The 14,572-nt window shown below is 32.0% G+C and carries 13 protein-coding genes and 1 other RNA gene; 7 read left to right on the plus strand and 7 right to left on the minus strand.

Translation table 11 applies throughout. From position 1 onward, the window contains the following. Positions 1 to 51 precede the first annotated feature (51 nt). From fsa to ffs, 3 genes are all read right to left on the minus strand, one after another. The gene (fsa, locus tag ACM55M_RS13270) at positions 52 to 708 is read right to left on the minus strand and encodes a fructose-6-phosphate aldolase (RefSeq protein WP_416847582.1); all 657 of its coding nucleotides are present in this window, start codon (positions 706 to 708) and stop codon (positions 52 to 54) included. Between the two features lie 179 nt (positions 709 to 887). Continuing rightward, positions 888 to 1,691, minus strand: a complete 804-nt coding sequence (locus ACM55M_RS13275) for an SDR family oxidoreductase (RefSeq protein ID WP_416858147.1) — start codon at positions 1,689 to 1,691, stop codon at positions 888 to 890. 123 nt (positions 1,692 to 1,814) lie between these two features. After that, positions 1,815 to 1,912, minus strand: an RNA gene (gene ffs, locus ACM55M_RS13280) — signal recognition particle sRNA small type. Positions 1,913 to 2,000: 88 nt separating this feature from the next. On the opposite strand from ffs, the gene ACM55M_RS13285 reads away from it, so the two are divergent. Together ACM55M_RS13285 and hutI are read left to right on the plus strand one after the other, a co-directional pair. Further along, on the plus strand, positions 2,001 to 3,050 hold the full coding sequence (locus ACM55M_RS13285) for a glutaminyl-peptide cyclotransferase (RefSeq protein WP_416858148.1): 1,050 nt from the start codon (positions 2,001 to 2,003) through the stop codon (positions 3,048 to 3,050). 8 nt (positions 3,051 to 3,058) lie between these two features. Then, positions 3,059 to 4,297, plus strand: a complete 1,239-nt coding sequence (hutI, locus tag ACM55M_RS13290; protein WP_416858149.1) for an imidazolonepropionase — start codon at positions 3,059 to 3,061, stop codon at positions 4,295 to 4,297. 49 nt (positions 4,298 to 4,346) lie between these two features. Here hutI and ACM55M_RS13295 read toward each other — a convergent pair whose 3' ends face one another. Further along, a complete protein-coding gene (locus ACM55M_RS13295; protein ID WP_416858150.1) occupies positions 4,347 to 5,231 on the minus strand; it encodes a hypothetical protein in 885 nt (294 codons plus the stop codon). 104 nt (positions 5,232 to 5,335) lie between these two features. Here ACM55M_RS13295 and ACM55M_RS13300 point away from each other — a divergent pair, with 104 nt between their 5' ends. The 4 genes from ACM55M_RS13300 (at position 5,336) to ACM55M_RS13315 (ending at position 8,741) form a co-directional block, all read left to right on the plus strand. Further along, positions 5,336 to 6,364, plus strand: coding sequence for a formimidoylglutamase (locus ACM55M_RS13300; protein ID WP_416858151.1), 1,029 nt, complete (start codon positions 5,336 to 5,338; stop codon positions 6,362 to 6,364). 122 nt (positions 6,365 to 6,486) lie between these two features. Next, positions 6,487 to 7,740: a DEAD/DEAH box helicase gene (locus ACM55M_RS13305; RefSeq protein WP_416858152.1), complete on the plus strand. Its 1,254-nt coding sequence runs from the start codon at positions 6,487 to 6,489 to the stop codon at positions 7,738 to 7,740. A gap of 176 nt (positions 7,741 to 7,916) precedes the next feature. Next, positions 7,917 to 8,393: an Hsp20/alpha crystallin family protein gene (locus ACM55M_RS13310; protein WP_416851371.1), complete on the plus strand. Its 477-nt coding sequence runs from the start codon at positions 7,917 to 7,919 to the stop codon at positions 8,391 to 8,393. A 153-nt stretch (positions 8,394 to 8,546) separates the two neighbouring features. Beyond that, positions 8,547 to 8,741, plus strand: a complete 195-nt coding sequence (locus ACM55M_RS13315) for a hypothetical protein (protein ID WP_416858153.1) — start codon at positions 8,547 to 8,549, stop codon at positions 8,739 to 8,741. A 107-nt stretch (positions 8,742 to 8,848) separates the two neighbouring features. On the opposite strand, the gene ACM55M_RS13320 is transcribed toward ACM55M_RS13315, so the two are convergent. From ACM55M_RS13320 to aroC, 3 genes are all read right to left on the minus strand, one after another. Further along, positions 8,849 to 11,068, minus strand: a complete 2,220-nt coding sequence (locus ACM55M_RS13320; RefSeq protein WP_416858154.1) for a response regulator — start codon at positions 11,066 to 11,068, stop codon at positions 8,849 to 8,851. A 229-nt stretch (positions 11,069 to 11,297) separates the two neighbouring features. Beyond that, positions 11,298 to 12,578: a dicarboxylate/amino acid:cation symporter gene (locus ACM55M_RS13325; RefSeq protein WP_416858155.1), complete on the minus strand. Its 1,281-nt coding sequence runs from the start codon at positions 12,576 to 12,578 to the stop codon at positions 11,298 to 11,300. 68 nt (positions 12,579 to 12,646) lie between these two features. Beyond that, positions 12,647 to 13,711, minus strand: coding sequence for a chorismate synthase (aroC, locus tag ACM55M_RS13330; protein WP_416851377.1), 1,065 nt, complete (start codon positions 13,709 to 13,711; stop codon positions 12,647 to 12,649). Positions 13,712 to 14,032: 321 nt separating this feature from the next. On the opposite strand from aroC, the gene ACM55M_RS13335 reads away from it, so the two are divergent. After that, positions 14,033 to 14,536 carry a hypothetical protein gene (locus ACM55M_RS13335; protein ID WP_416851379.1) on the plus strand — a complete coding sequence of 168 codons (504 nt, stop codon included), beginning with the start codon at positions 14,033 to 14,035 and terminating at the stop codon, positions 14,534 to 14,536. The last annotated feature ends 36 nt before the right edge of the window (positions 14,537 to 14,572 follow it).

Below are 14,572 nucleotides of genomic sequence, written 5' to 3' on the forward strand. Positions count from 1 at the left end.
GGATTTTTATATTTAATTCACTGAGACTAAAAACTGCTCTCTGAAACTTTTTTATTTATTTCCTTTCTCGAAATCAGCAACAAACTGTGCCAATCCAATATCAGTCAATGGGTGTTTCAATAAACCGTGAATAGCCGAAAGCGGTCCAGTTATAACATCGGCACCAATTTTTGCACAGTTTACAATATGCATCGTGTGACGAACTGAAGCAGCAAGAATTTGAGTTTCATAACCATAGTTATCATAAATCAATCTGATTTCTTCAATCAAAGCCAAACCGTCTGTAGAGATATCGTCCAAACGACCAATAAATGGAGAAACATAAGTAGCTCCTGCTTTTGCAGCCAATAAAGCTTGACCGGCAGAGAATACTAAAGTAACATTGGTTTTAATTCCTTTATCCGAAAAATATTTGGCAGCCATAACACCTTCTTTGGTCATTGGCAATTTCACTACAATTTGATCATGTAAATCAGCTAATTCTTCTCCTTCTTTAACCATTCCGTCAAAATCCAATGCATTTACTTCGGCACTTACATCTCCATCAACAAGATTACAAATATCAACGTAATGTTTCAAAATGCTATTTTTCCCTGTGATTCCTTCTTTTGCCATCAATGATGGATTTGTAGTAACGCCATCCAAAACGCCTAATGCATGTGCTTCTTTAATTTGAGCTAAATTAGCCGTGTCAATAAAAAACTTCATAATATATCTATTTAATTGTGTGTTTTATAGTTTGGGCGTGACCCTTCGTGAAAGACTTCGGGTCGGGCTTTCCGTTACAATCTTTCTAATCCTGAACTTGTTTCAGTATCCTGAAACAAGTTCAGGATTAGAAAGAATTTTCACTGCAATCCCTCACGCTCCTAAAATTCGGTGCAAAATTACAATTTATAATGGTTCATAAGCATTTTTTCATATACTTTATCTGGTAAAATTCTCTTCAAGACAATCGAAAATTTTTGCATAAAAACACCTACTTTATAATGAATTTTAGGATTTGGTGTTTGTATGATTTTATATACCGCTTTTGCCATTTCATTGGGATTACTGCCGCTATCCACGTGTTCATCCATAGTCTTTAATGTATTTCCATAGGAACTTTCATAAGCAGAACCTTTAATAACCGGAGCATGAAAACGTCCCGAAGCAATATTAGTCGCAAAATCTCCCGGAGCAACATTCGTAATATGAACGCCAAACGCCTTCACTTCCATACGCAACCCTTCCGTGATGAGTTCAAGAGCGCCTTTAGACGCTGAATAAACACTTCGGTATGGCAAACCCATATAAGCGGCAATAGACGTAATATTGATGATTAAACCCGATTGTTGCGAACGCATTTGCGGCAATACCGCTTTCATCACTTCAATTGGTCCGAAGAAATTAGTATCAAAATTATTCTTAATCTCATGCATTGGAATTTCTTCCAGCGGTCCCGTAATCCCAACACCCGCATTATTGATTACAACATCCAGTCTTCCTGAAATAGCAATTACTTTGGCTACAGCCGCATAAATCGAATCCGTATCCCGAACATCTAAAGCGACCAAAGGAAAAACAGAATTCAAAATTCGTTCCGGGTTTCTGCTGGTTCCGTAAACAACAAAACCTTTATGATGCAAAAACTCGCCAATAGATTTTCCTATTCCTGAAGAACCTCCTGTAATTAGAACTACTTTATTCATGTTTATTGATGTTTATGATACGAAAGGTCCAAAAATAAAAAAATCCTCCCGAAGGAAGACTACTTATTTGTGTGTATTTCGAAAAGAATCTGAAATATCCCGACGCTTCGGGACAGATTAAAAAAATGGCAAGCGACCTACATCGCACCGCTCAACCACGTACCCTTGCTATGTTCCCATCCTGGGGGAGTCTGCAGGAGCTGGTCGTGTAGGACTTGCCGGTGCAAATATACAAACTTTTTATATTTTTGCAAGTGCTTTGTACCTATAAAAATAACGTTGTATATTGGTGCATCAAAAAATCAAACTATGAGAAAATATAACTTCCTATCTTTCATTTTATTAGGAATCACTTTAGCAAGTTGCAATGAGACAAAAAAAGGCGAAAATACTTTATTTACCTTCGATATTTCTAAATTCAAGGAACAATATCAACCACAAGAAGCGATAGAATTAGGAATTTCGAACCCAAATTCGAAAGCGGTTGACAGTATTATCTATTACGTAAATGATAAAAAATTAGCTTCAAAAAAAGGACTTGACAAACTAACATTTGAATTAAAAGACCAAAAATTAGGGTACCAAAACCTTAAAGCTTTAGTCTATTACGAAGGAGAAAACTCAGAAGCTACTGCAAGAGTAGAATTAGTTTCGAATATTCAGCCAAAATTATTGAAATACACAATCATCAATACATATCCTCACGACAAGGCTTCTTTTACCGAGGGTTTAGAGTTTTACAAAGACACTTTATATGAAAGTACTGGTCAAAATGGGAAATCTTATTTTAGAAAATACGATTACAAAACTGGAAAAGTCTATAAACAAGTTGACCTTGATAAAAAATATTTTGGAGAAGGAATTACTTTTCTAAATGACAAAATGTATCAATTGACTTGGCAGGAAAAAACAGGTTTTATCTATGATGCAAAAACTTTAAAACTAGAAAAAACCTTTGCATATGATAAAGATATTGAAGGTTGGGGAATGACGAATGACGGAAAATATATTTATCAAACGGACAAAACAGAGAAAATCTGGAAAATGGATCCAAATACTCAAAAAATGATTGACTATATCAATGTGTATTCTGGGAATTCTAAAATTAAAGCTATCAACGAATTGGAATGGATTAATGGAAAAATCTATACTAATGTTTGGCAAAAAGACGCTATCGCTGTAGTGAACCCTGTAAATGGAGCTGTCGAGGGTATTTTGGACATGTCTGGTTTAAGAAAATTAATTAATGCAACTCCGGAAGATGTTTTAAACGGAATCGCCTACAATCCAAAAACTAAAACCATTTTCGTAACTGGTAAAAACTGGGATAAAATGTTTGAAATAAAAGTTTCAGAATAATTTTTCAAATGATAACACTCATCATCAATATAAAGGAATTACTTCAGGTTCGGGAAACTTCAATTTCAAAAGTGTCTGGTGCTGAAATGGCTATTCTTCCAACTATTAAAAATGCTTTTTTAGTAATTAAAGACAACTTAATTACTGATTTTGGCTCTATGAATAATTTGCCTAAAATAAATGCTGATAAAACTATTGATGCAACAGGAAAAATGGTTTTACCTTCCTGGTGTGACAGTCATACCCATATTGTTTATGCTGGTAATAGAGAACAAGAATTCGTTGATAGAATAAATGGTTTGACTTATGAAGAAATTGCCAATCGTGGCGGTGGAATCTTAAATTCGGCAAAAAAACTCAACGAATCCACTGAAGAGGAAATCTATGATCAATCAAAAGCTCGACTGGAAGAAATCATGCGTTTAGGAACTGGAGCGGTAGAAATCAAATCAGGATATGGATTGACAGTTGATGGAGAACTAAAAATGCTTCGTGTTATTCAACGCCTTGCTCAAAACTATTCTATTACCATAAAAGCAACTTTTCTTGGTGCTCACGCTTTTCCATTAGAATATAAGGAAAACCATCAAGGATATATTGATGTAATCATCAACAAAATGCTTCCAGAAATTGCCAAAAATAAACTGGCAGATTTTATAGATGTATTTTGCGAAACTGGTTATTTTACTGTTCCAGAAACGGAACAAATCATGGAAGCTGGAATTCGCTTTGGCTTAAAGCCCAAAATCCATGTCAATCAGTTTAATTCTATTGGAGGAATCCAGGCTGGAATAAAACACTACGCGCTTTCAGTAGATCATCTTGAAGTCATGACAACGGAAGATATTAATGCTTTAAAGAATACGGAAACTATGCCGGTTGCTTTACCATCGTGTTCTTATTTCTTGAGCATTCCTTATACTCCGGCAAGAGAAATGATCGCCGCGGGACTTCCATTGGCATTAGCAACAGATTATAATCCTGGTTCTACTCCATCAGGAAACATGAATTTTGTGGTTGCTACTGCTTGCATCAAAATGAAAATGACTCCGGAAGAAGCCATAAATGCAGCCACTATAAATGGAGCATCTGCAATGGGAATTTTAGAAACTCATGGAAGTGTAACTATTGGTAAAAAAGCAAACCTTATCATCACAAAACCTATTCCCTCCTATTATCAATTGCCTTATGCTTTTGGCAGTAATCTTATTGACGCTGTATTAATAGAAGGTGAAATTTTTGAATAAAAAAAGAGGAACATAATGTTCCTCTTTTTTTATTTGATGCTTTAAACGATTATTTCAAAGTAAAACTTGTTTTAGAAACTAATTCTCCTTTATCAAAAACATTTACAAAATAATTTCCTTTTTCGAAATTTTTTCCTTTTAAATCCTGTGAAACATTAACCGTTTTATTTTCATATTTAACATTAGTTGCAAAACTGTATGTTAAAGTATTATCTCCAAAAGTCTCTGTTTTTTTATCTCCTACCACATTATTTTTACTGTCAATTACTTGAACATAATACGTTTTATCGCCTGATTGTGCAATTTGATTTTCAGCAATTGTAAAACTAACTCTAAGAGCATCTGCTCTACTTGCTTTATCAGTTTCTATTTGTTTTCCAGAACTTCTTAATTTAAAAGCTGAACCTCTTGTGTTTAAAACAGTTAATTTCGAACCTTTTTCAACAACTTTTGCTAGTTCTTCATTTTGGCCTGTTAATGATTCCACATTCTTTTTAGTCTCTCCTAATACAACAACCGTACTATCGCGTTGTGTAGTTAGAGTTGTATTTTGTTTTTTCAACCCTTCATTCTCGGCCATTAAAACTTTCATATTCCCTTGCAAAGCAGTGAACTGTGTTTTATATTTTGACATAGAAGCTACATCACCTTTAGATTTACTTAAATCAGACATTAAGTTTACCACTTTATCTCTTTCTTGAATTAACTCATCAGACATTGATGTATTTTCCGCAATTGCAGCATCATAAGTAGATTTTAATTCTTGTAAATCTTTCATAACGGATTCTTTTTCGGTCAATGTAGATTTTAATTCTGTTTTAACTACATCAGCATCAGAAGTCATTTTAAAAATATACACTAAACTTCCCACTAACAAAACTGCTAAAACCGCTATAACCGCTTTAAGACTTGAACTGCTTTTTTGATTTTCCATAATTTGATTTTAATTTTTATTTTATACAAATTTAACAATATATAACTAGGTAATAACGTAAGTTAACACAATTATATTATTTTTGAAAAAAAATATTTTTTTTAATGGAAAAAATTATCCCGTTTACAATCAATGATCTCGCAAAAATCACGAACCATCGAAGTGGTGAAATAAAGTTTGGAGAGAAAATGATAACAGTTCCAAAAGAGGCTGATCCAATTGCGTTTCTTAAAACTTGCGATGCTAAATATGTATTATTAGGAATACCCGAAGATATAGGCATAAGAGCTAATTTTGGCAGACCTGGCGCGGCATCTGCTTGGGATAGTGCAATAAAAAGCATTGCTAATATTCAGCACAATCGTTTTTGCAAAGGAAGTCAACTGGTTGTCTTAGGTCAATTGAACGTTGCTGAAGAAATGAAAGAAGTGGAACATTTAGATTTTAATGATATTGACGATCGTTCCAAATTAAGTCAACTCGTAGAAAAAATTGATAAGGATGTTTCTCATATAATTTTTAATATTATAAAATTAGGAAAAACGCCAATAGTTATCGGTGGAGGACATAATAATGCCTATGGAAATATAAAAGGTGCTGCTCTTGCCAAAGGAAAACCTGTAAATGCAATAAATTTTGATGCCCATTCTGATTTCAGAATTTTAGAAGGACGACACAGCGGGAATGGATTCTCCTATGCTTTCGAAGAAGGTTTTCTAAAAAAATATTTTATTTTTGGTTTGCACGAAAATTATACTTCAAAAAGTGTTTTGGACATCATTAAAAAAATTGAAGACCGTGTGCGCTATAATACTTATGATAGTGTAAACATCCGAAAAGAAAAGGATTTCAATCAAGAAATGGCTCAAGCCTTAGAATTTATAAATGACGATTTTTACGGAATTGAGATCGATCTTGATGCAATCCCCAATATTGCATGCAGTGCGATGACATTGAGTGGCTTCTCTGTAGAACAACTTCGCCAATTTATTTCTTTTTTTGCAAAAAACAAAAATGCAACTTATTTACATATTTGTGAAGGCGCACCAGATTTAGGAGAAGATAAAAACAATCATTTAATAGGGAAACTTATAGGCTATCTTATAACCGATTTTATAAAAGCAAACCAGTAAATTGTTTAACTGTTTAATCGATTAATCGGTTAAACGAAAAGCCGATTTAACCTAATCGATAAATAACACTATCTTTGCTTGCATATCTATGTACTTAATACAAGATATTTAATACCAAAAATATGTTATTCGAAGATTTATCGCTTTCAAAAAGTATACAAAAAGCCGTATTTGAACAAGGCTATACCAGTCCAACTCCCATTCAAGAACAATCTATCCCGCTAGTATTAGCCGGTAGAGATTTAATAGGATGCGCACAAACAGGTACAGGAAAAACAGCCGCATTTGCAATTCCAATCATACATCAATTACACCGAATTGTAGGTTCATCTAAAAAAGCCAAACAAATTCGTGCTTTGGTAGTTACTCCAACTCGAGAATTAGCCGTCCAAATTGGACAAAGCTTTGATACCTACGGCAAATATACCAACTTGACTCAACTGACCATTTTTGGTGGAGTTTCACAAAATCCTCAAGTGGATACTTTAAAAAATGGTGTTGATATTTTGGTAGCAACGCCAGGTAGATTGCTTGATTTACACAAACAAGGTTTTATTGATTTAGATCACTTACATACTTTGGTTCTTGACGAAGCGGATCAAATGCTTGATATGGGATTTGTAAATGATGTAAAGAAAATTGTAAAGCTTACGCCAAAAAATAGACAAACATTATTTTTCTCTGCTACAATGCCAATTGCCATTAGAGAATTAGCTGAAATGTTTCTTACAGATCCGGCAACAGTTACAGTTTCGCCAGTATCATCAACTGCCGAAAATGTAGAACAACGCGTTTATTTTGTTGAAAAAACAGAAAAAAGAAACCTGTTGTATCATTTGATAAAAAATGAAAATTTATCCGATGTGTTGGTTTTTTCCAGAACAAAACATGGTGCAGATAATGTTGTAAAAGCATTACGTAAAAACAATATTGCAGCTGAAGCCATACATGGAGACAAATCTCAAAATGCAAGACAACGAGTTCTAGATGCTTTCAAAAATAAAGAAGTAGGCGTTTTAGTCGCTACTGATATTGCGGCAAGAGGAATTGATATTGACCAATTGCCATTTGTTATCAATTTTGATTTACCAAACATTCCTGAAACGTATGTCCATAGAATTGGTAGAACGGGTCGTGCCGGAAATGGAGGTACTGCTATTTCTTTTTGCAGTAAAGACGAACATGCGTATTGGAAAGACATTCAAAAACTAATAAAAGTGGATGTACAAACAATAAACGACCATCCTTATCCTTGGCATTCAGGAAGTCCCGAAACTGCTCCTGCTGGTGCTCAAAAAAATTCAAATCGTAGTGCTGGTGCACATAAATCAAGAAAATCTGAAGTTTCAAAGCAAAATAAGAAACGCTGGTATTAGTTATTTTTTTTTAGTACTAAATCATAATATATAAGAAATGCCTTTCTAACTCTAGTTAAAAAGGCATTTTATCGTTAATAGACTTTCTTTCAACGTTTTACACATAAACTATCCTTTTAAATTAAATAATTTCATTAAATTTGATTTAACTTATTTAAACATTTAAATCAAACAATATGGAAAATTTAGTTAAAAGAAACAGTGCTTTCCCTTCAATTAATACTGGCCTATTTCCGTCAGTGAACACCTTTTTTGATGATTTTGTATCCAGAGATCTTTTTGATTGGGCAGATAAAAATTTTACAACAATTGGCAGTAATTTACCTTCTGTTAACTTAAAAGAAACAGAAGATAAATTAGAAGTTGATCTAGCTGCTCCAGGTTTAAAAAAAGAAGATTTTAAAGTTGAAATTGATAACAACATGCTGATGATTTCTTCAGAAAAAGAAGAAGAGAAAGAAGAAACAAGAAAAAAAGATAATTACATTCGAAAAGAATTTAGTTATCAATCTTTTTTTAGATCTTTCAATCTACCAGAATATATAGATGAAAGTAAAATAGAAGCAAGTTACAAAGATGGAATTCTCCATATTGTTATTGCTAAAAAAGAAGGCGCTAAGAGAAAAGAACACAAAACTATTGCTATCAAATAATTTTTTTTAATATATCCTTAATATTAAACAATAGATTAAAATCGTTAAGCCATTTTAAGCATTGGTTTAACGATTTTAATTTTGATGCACTAGTTTCTCTACCAATCCAAATTCATTAGAAGACAAATAAAAACAACATCAAAAAGTGATATTATGAAGCCGTCAAAACATTTTTTCAAAAAAAATCAATCTTTAATAGATTATAAAAACGTTCAAAATAAAGAGTACGAACTGACTCATCCAAAACTTGAAATAAAAATCACTCTTGATGCTTCGGGAAATAAAAAAACACCACATCCATTATTGCTGCAGATGTATTCTAAAGAAAACGATGTGCTTTTTATTTAGAAAAGATGTGGTTATAAAAAAATGGAGCTTTTAAGACTCCATTTTTTATGTTTATATATTATCAATGCCAAAATGAAATTTTAATAAAATCATCTTTTAAATCAAAACTAAAAAACCATTGTTAAATCATTTCTCTTATTTTTTGTAATTAAAACATTGATGATTTTAAATAACTTAGCCGAATCAAAAGGTTTTACAATAATATCATCTATTCCAGCTGAAATAGCTTCTTCAGTAATTTCTTCTTTATCAAATGCTGTTAATGCAATAATAGGAGTTTCTATCCCTTTAGATCGGATTCTTTTTGAAGTTTCAAAACCATTTATTAAAGGCATATTGATGTCCATTAAAATAATATCAAAATTCTCCTCTTCAAGAATTTTGATAGCCTTATAGCCATCATCTACCAGAGTACAAGTATAATTATTATTTTTGAGAATTTTTTCAGTAACAATTTGGTTGATTTTATTGTCTTCGACCACTAAAACTTTCAATTTTTTATTCGAAGATAAATCAACTGGAATGTTATATATTATTTCATTGGTTTTCTCCGGATCAAATTCAAAAGCAATTGTAAATGTAAATACAGTTCCAACACCAATTGTACTTTCAAGCGTAATATCACTTCCAAATAAACCTAATAGACGCTTCACAATAGATAATCCTAAACCTGTACCTTGATAATCTACTTCTTTTCTTCCAACTTGAACAAATTTTTCAAAAACCTTATCCTGATCTTCAATTGCAATTCCTACCCCAGTATCCTTTATCTTAAACTCTATAGAATGGGACTTATTAGTTACTTTCACTAAATTCACATCAATAAATACCTCTCCATTTTTGGTAAATTTTAGCGCGTTACTTACTAAATTTATCACTATTTGAGAAAGTCTTAGCTTATCTCCAATCAAATATTCTGGAATTGCCGAATCAATATTGACAATGATAAAATTATTATTATTCTTTGCGATGAATGACAATGAGTTTTTAATCATGTTTATCTCATCCGAAATATTGAACGTCATATTTTCAAGAACGATTCTGTTTTCTTCAATTTTATTAATTTGAAGAACATCATTTACAAGTGACAATAAATATCTTGCTGAAAACTTTAGAGAACTCAGGTGTGGGCTATTTGCTAATTCTTTATGTTCATCTAATAACATATTAGTAATTCCAACCACTCCATATAAAGGTGTTCTCAATTCATGCGTGATAGTAGAAACAAATTGTGATTTGAGTATGGATGCTTCTTCTGCTTTTTCTTTGGCAATAACCAATTTGTCATTGGCAAGAGACAGTTCTATATTTGTTTTTTTCTTAAAATTATTATTTTTAAACAAAGTATAAAGCAAGATTAATAAGAAACACAATACAACAATGAACAATATGACAATAGTTCTAGATTTCTTCAAACTTTGATATTGCAAATCTTTCTCGGTTTCAATTTTATCAATCTCTCTTTTATATTCGTCTAATTCGAGATTAATGCCGGCCATATTAGCCTTTCTAAGTATCTCTTTATTATTGAGTTCCTCTGTAATTTTGTTATAAATTGCTAGATTTTCGTATGCTTTTTTATATTCACCATTATTTAATAAATACTTAGAATATTCCTGATGCGTAAATGACAAATCTGATTTCTCAATTCCTTTATTCCCTAATTTTATAGCATTTAAGAATGATGCTGTAGCTTTTTCATGATTTCCTTTAAAACCATAGTACATTCCGTTGAGCATATTTAAGGCAACAATCGTTGTCTCATTTCCATACTTTTTATGGTATTTATTGATAAATTTTAAATACGGAAAACCTTCATCAAAAAGGCCAATATCAAAATAAGCCCATGTGATGTTCAATTTTGTTAAAACAATCTCAGTTGAATCGGAAATTTTTCTGCTATGCTCTAATGAATTTTTATAATAATTAATTCCTTGTTTGTATTGCTTTTTTTCAAAACTATATATATTTCCTAAATTATTATTTATCCAAGCTTTTATAGTGTCGTTCGAAGTTTTATTAGCATAAGCCAACGCTTTTTTATAAAAAAAGATGGCTTTACTATATTCTGATAATTTTTCATAATTTGCCCCAATTGTATTATAGGAAATGGCAATTAGATTATCATCCTTAGTATTTATAGCTTGATGTAAAGCACGTCTTGAAGTTATTAATGATTTTTCGAAATTATAATTCCGCAAGTATTTAGAAGCTTGTTTTGTTAATTTTGTAATTTCTTTTTTTGAAGGAGTTGGAGTTAAAGAATAACAATTAATATTAAAAAAAATTAATATTAATAGTAATAAAACGATTCTGATTTGATACATATGTTGCTATTCTTAAGCCAAATATACAAATATATTAATAAGAAAAGTACTGTCTTTGTTTATAATATTATAAAACACAAATTTTTATAAAAATTATAGTTTTCCAAAATAAAATATTAAAAAAAAGAAAAAGTTATAGTCGATCTGAAATTGAATAAATAATTTTAAATAAAAAAACCTATCTGAAAAAATCAAATAGGTTTTTTGGTTTTATAAAAATTAAATTTAGTTATTCTACTGGTGTAATTTCATTTTCATTTTCAGCTTCCCATTGCCCAACAACTGATGTAGCTAGTGCATTTCCTAAAACATTAGTTGCACTACGAAACATGTCACAAAAATGATCTATTGGTAAAATTAAAGCAATTCCTTCAATAGGGATTTTAAACATTCCGCAAGTTGCCGCTACTACCACTAAACTTGCTCTTGGTACACCTGCAATTCCTTTGCTGGTAAGCATCAATACCAAAAGCATTGTCATTTGTGTCCCCAAATCTAAATGAACTCCATAAGCCTGTGCTATAAAAATACTGGCAAATGTCATGTACATCATACTCCCGTCTAAATTGAAGGAATATCCCAATGGCAGCATGAAAGAAACAATTCTATCTTTTACTCCAAAACGTTCTAATTCTTCCGTAAGTTTAGGAAAAACGGCTTCACTGCTTGTTGTACCAAAGGCAATGATTAAAGGACCTACAATTCTTTTAAGCAAAACTGTCATTCTTCTTTTAAGAAAAATATATCCTATAAGTATTAATACAATCCAAATTGACGAAATTCCTATTAAGAAAGAGCCAAAGAATTTGAAATATGTAATTGCTAATTCCTGAAAATCTCTTACGGAAAATACGCCTGCAATAGCACCAAAAACACCTATTGGAGCAAACTTCATTACGTAGTTTACCATTTTTAAAACAATATGAGATGTTTTGTCTAATGCATTTATAACTGGTTTTACATAATCTCCTAGAGCTGCTGCCGCTAAGCCGAAGAAAATAGAAAAAATAACAATTTGCAAAATCTCATTAGTCGCCATTGCTTCAAAAATACTTTTAGGAACAATATGCTCAATAAAGTTTTCGAAAGATATGTTTTGAGTTTTTGCTGTTACTTCTGAAACAGAAGCCAAATCAACATTTGATAAATTAAGTCCAACTCCTGGTTCCAATAAGTTTACAAAAAACATCCCTAATAATAAGGATATAAAAGACGCTGAAAAAAACCAACCTAATGCTTTACCTCCAATTCTTCCTACCGCTTTGATATCCCCTAATTTAGCAATTCCTACTACAAGAGTTGTAAATACTAATGGCGAAATTATCATTTGAACCAATCTAATAAAAACTGTAGCCAGCATTTTTATCTTATTACTAAATGATTGGGCTGCTTCTGCAGAAATTGAATTATGAATAACGATTCCTAAAACGGCGCCTAAAAGCATTGCTATTAGAATTTGACCGGTTAAGCCTGAAAAAAATGATGGTTTCTTGGTTGTAGTTGTGTTCATTAAATTAGCAAATTGATTTCAAGGTTATGGCTCCGTATTTAGCTCGTCAAAATACTGAGTATGCAATTCTATTTTAAATAGGTTTTATTAATCAAATAAAAATCAGCTAACACTATAGCTGCCATAGCTTCTACAATAGGAACCGCACGAGGAACTACGCAAGGATCATGACGTCCTTTTCCTGTCATTTCTGTAATATTCCCTTTATTGTCTAATGATTCTTGTTTTTGCATAATTGTTGCCACAGGTTTGAAAGCCACACGGAAATAGATATCCATTCCATTACTTATTCCGCCTTGAATTCCGCCTGAAAGATTGGTTTTAGTTGTTCCATCAGGATTGTATAAATCATTGTGTTCGCTTCCTTTCATTTTGACACCTTCAAATCCGCTTCCAAATTCAAAACCCTTTACAGCATTGATGGATAACATTGCTTTACCAAGTTCCGCATGAAGCTTATCAAAAACAGGCTCTCCTAAACCAATAGGCACATTTTGAATCACACAACTTACAGTTCCACCTACGGTATCCCCTTGTTTGCGAATATCGCGTATGTATTCCTCCATGATTATTGCTGATGCTTCATCAGGACAGCGAACAGGATTACTTTCGGTTTTTGAAAAATCTAATTCCTGGTATGGTTTTTCCAAAAATATAGGACCTACAGAAGAAACGTAAGCATTAATCTTGATTTCGGGTAACATTTGTTTTGCAATTGCTCCCGCTACTACCCTACTTGCGGTTTCACGAGCAGAGCTACGTCCACCACCGCGATAATCACGTACTCCGTATTTTTTTTCATATACATAATCCGCATGACTTGGTCTGTAATTATCTTTTATATGAGAGTAATCATCTGATTTTTGATTGGTATTGGGAATTATGAAACCGATAGGTGTTCCTGTAGTTTTGCCTTCAAAAATTCCAGATAGGAATTGCACATCATCTGGTTCTTTTCTTTGGGTAACAATAGCTGATTGACCTGGCTTTCTTCTTGACATTTCAAATTGAATTGCTTCTAGATCTATTGCTATTCCTGAAGGACAACCATCGATTATTCCGCCTAAAGCTTCTCCGTGTGATTCTCCAAAAGTTGTTATTCTAAATAGTGTTCCGTAGCTATTTCCTGCCATTATATTAAGTTTTGAACAAAAGTACTATTTTAGTTTAAAGTTTAAAAGCTTATCCAGAGATTTCAGGATAAACTTTAAAAAAACAATCCGTATTTATTGGCTTTGAATTCATATTAAAAACCATTTATTGGAAACATCTTCAAATTGAGTCCATTTTTAAGTAGGCAAGTAGTTACTTTTTTTAAACAAAATATTTTAAATTTAATTATCGTTATTAAAATAGTACAATCTAAAAGTGTGAATTTTATAACTTTTCATAAAAATTCTATAAATTTATAATACCTTTAAGACTGTAATATTGCAAAAACAAATACTCAACTTATGAAAAAAATTATTTTATCGGCTATTATGTTAATGGGATTAGCATTTACCACACAGGCACAAGACATTTCAAAAAACGCGCTAGGTTTACGTTTAGGAGGCAATAATGGTTTTGGTGGAGAACTTTCTTACCAAAGAGCATTAGGAAGCAACAATAGACTTGAACTTGATTTAGGTTGGAGAAATAGAAATAATTATAACAACAATGGTTATGATGACAATGCAGTAAAACTAGCAGCTTTGTACCAATGGGTATGGAACATTGACGGAGGTTTCAACTGGTATGCAGGTGTTGGTGGAGGATTAGGTAGTTACAGTTATGATAATAACAATACTTCTTATAATGATACGTTTGCATTTGCAGCGGGAGATATAGGAATTGAATATAACTTTGATATCCCTTTGTTAATTTCATTGGATTTCAGACCTGAGTTTGGTGGAAATGGCTATTATGAAAATAATTATGGTTCAGATATCGCTTTAGGTCTTAGATACCAATTCTAATAATTAAGCAACTAAATATATTTAAAAATGCCACTA

This window comes from Flavobacterium galactosi (assembly GCF_048158585.1).
GTDB classification, from domain to species: Bacteria; Bacteroidota; Bacteroidia; order Flavobacteriales; family Flavobacteriaceae; genus Flavobacterium; species Flavobacterium galactosi.

Excerpts from the sequence above, each read along its gene's own strand:
- fsa (WP_416847582.1), bottom strand. The coding sequence starts at position 708 with ATGAAGTTTTTTATTGACACGGCTAATTTAGCTCAAATTAAAGAAGCA.
- ACM55M_RS13275 (WP_416858147.1), bottom strand. The coding sequence starts at position 1,691 with ATGAATAAAGTAGTTCTAATTACAGGAGGTTCTTCAGGAATAGGAAAA.
- ACM55M_RS13285 (WP_416858148.1), top strand. The coding sequence starts at position 2,001 with ATGAGAAAATATAACTTCCTATCTTTCATTTTATTAGGAATCACTTTA.
- hutI (WP_416858149.1), top strand. The coding sequence starts at position 3,059 with ATGATAACACTCATCATCAATATAAAGGAATTACTTCAGGTTCGGGAA.
- ACM55M_RS13295 (WP_416858150.1), bottom strand. The coding sequence starts at position 5,231 with ATGGAAAATCAAAAAAGCAGTTCAAGTCTTAAAGCGGTTATAGCGGTT.
- ACM55M_RS13300 (WP_416858151.1), top strand. The coding sequence starts at position 5,336 with ATGGAAAAAATTATCCCGTTTACAATCAATGATCTCGCAAAAATCACG.
- ACM55M_RS13305 (WP_416858152.1), top strand. The coding sequence starts at position 6,487 with ATGTTATTCGAAGATTTATCGCTTTCAAAAAGTATACAAAAAGCCGTA.
- ACM55M_RS13310 (WP_416851371.1), top strand. The coding sequence starts at position 7,917 with ATGGAAAATTTAGTTAAAAGAAACAGTGCTTTCCCTTCAATTAATACT.
- ACM55M_RS13315 (WP_416858153.1), top strand. The coding sequence starts at position 8,547 with ATGAAGCCGTCAAAACATTTTTTCAAAAAAAATCAATCTTTAATAGAT.
- ACM55M_RS13320 (WP_416858154.1), bottom strand. The coding sequence starts at position 11,068 with ATGTATCAAATCAGAATCGTTTTATTACTATTAATATTAATTTTTTTT.
- ACM55M_RS13325 (WP_416858155.1), bottom strand. The coding sequence starts at position 12,578 with ATGAACACAACTACAACCAAGAAACCATCATTTTTTTCAGGCTTAACC.
- aroC (WP_416851377.1), bottom strand. The coding sequence starts at position 13,711 with ATGGCAGGAAATAGCTACGGAACACTATTTAGAATAACAACTTTTGGA.
- ACM55M_RS13335 (WP_416851379.1), top strand. The coding sequence starts at position 14,033 with ATGAAAAAAATTATTTTATCGGCTATTATGTTAATGGGATTAGCATTT.